Origin of the sequence: Streptomyces sp. DH12 (assembly GCF_020873895.1) — a bacterium.
Classification (GTDB): Bacteria; Actinomycetota; Actinomycetes; order Streptomycetales; family Streptomycetaceae; genus Streptomyces.
The window spans coordinates 1-460 of record NZ_JAHWGT010001003.1 but is presented as its reverse complement, the minus strand read 5'-3'; the positions used below and the strand labels follow the sequence as shown (position 1 = coordinate 460).

General features: G+C 70.4%; 1 protein-coding gene. It reads left to right on the top strand.

All coding sequences use genetic code 11. The features are described 5' to 3' along the window. Positions 1–301: hypothetical protein (locus tag LPA54_RS38205; protein WP_228984980.1), on the top strand; the 301-nt coding region annotated here is incomplete at its 5' end. Positions 302–460 lie beyond the last annotated feature (159 nt).

Below are 460 nucleotides of genomic sequence, written 5' to 3'. Positions count from 1 at the left end.
GGATGCCTGCATGCCCAAGCCGTTACGGATGAGCCGCCGCACGTGGGTTGCCGTGTGGGTGGTGCTGTGCGTGGCCGGTATCGCTGCCACCGCCGCCCTGAACGCCTCCCCGTCACCTGACCCGCAGCCCGAGAAGCCCGTCAGCGCCGAGTGTGCTGAGTACATCGCGGACATCGAGGCGCAGTTGGCCGAGGCCAGGAGGGAAGGCACCGACGACGGCGTGCTGGCCCTCACACGAACCCGGGTCGGCGCGGACGACTGCAGCGATGAGATTCGCGACCACTTCAGCGGCGACCGGTGAGCCGCCGTGCAAGGCTCGCCGTGACAGCGGGGCTGATCTGCGCCTGCGCCGTGGCGATCACCGCCGCGAGCACCGCGACGGAACCACAGCCGCCGCCCACTCCGCCGCGGATGTACTCCTCCTGCCTGGCGGCCGACACCAAGCCCATGCCTCCAGCAT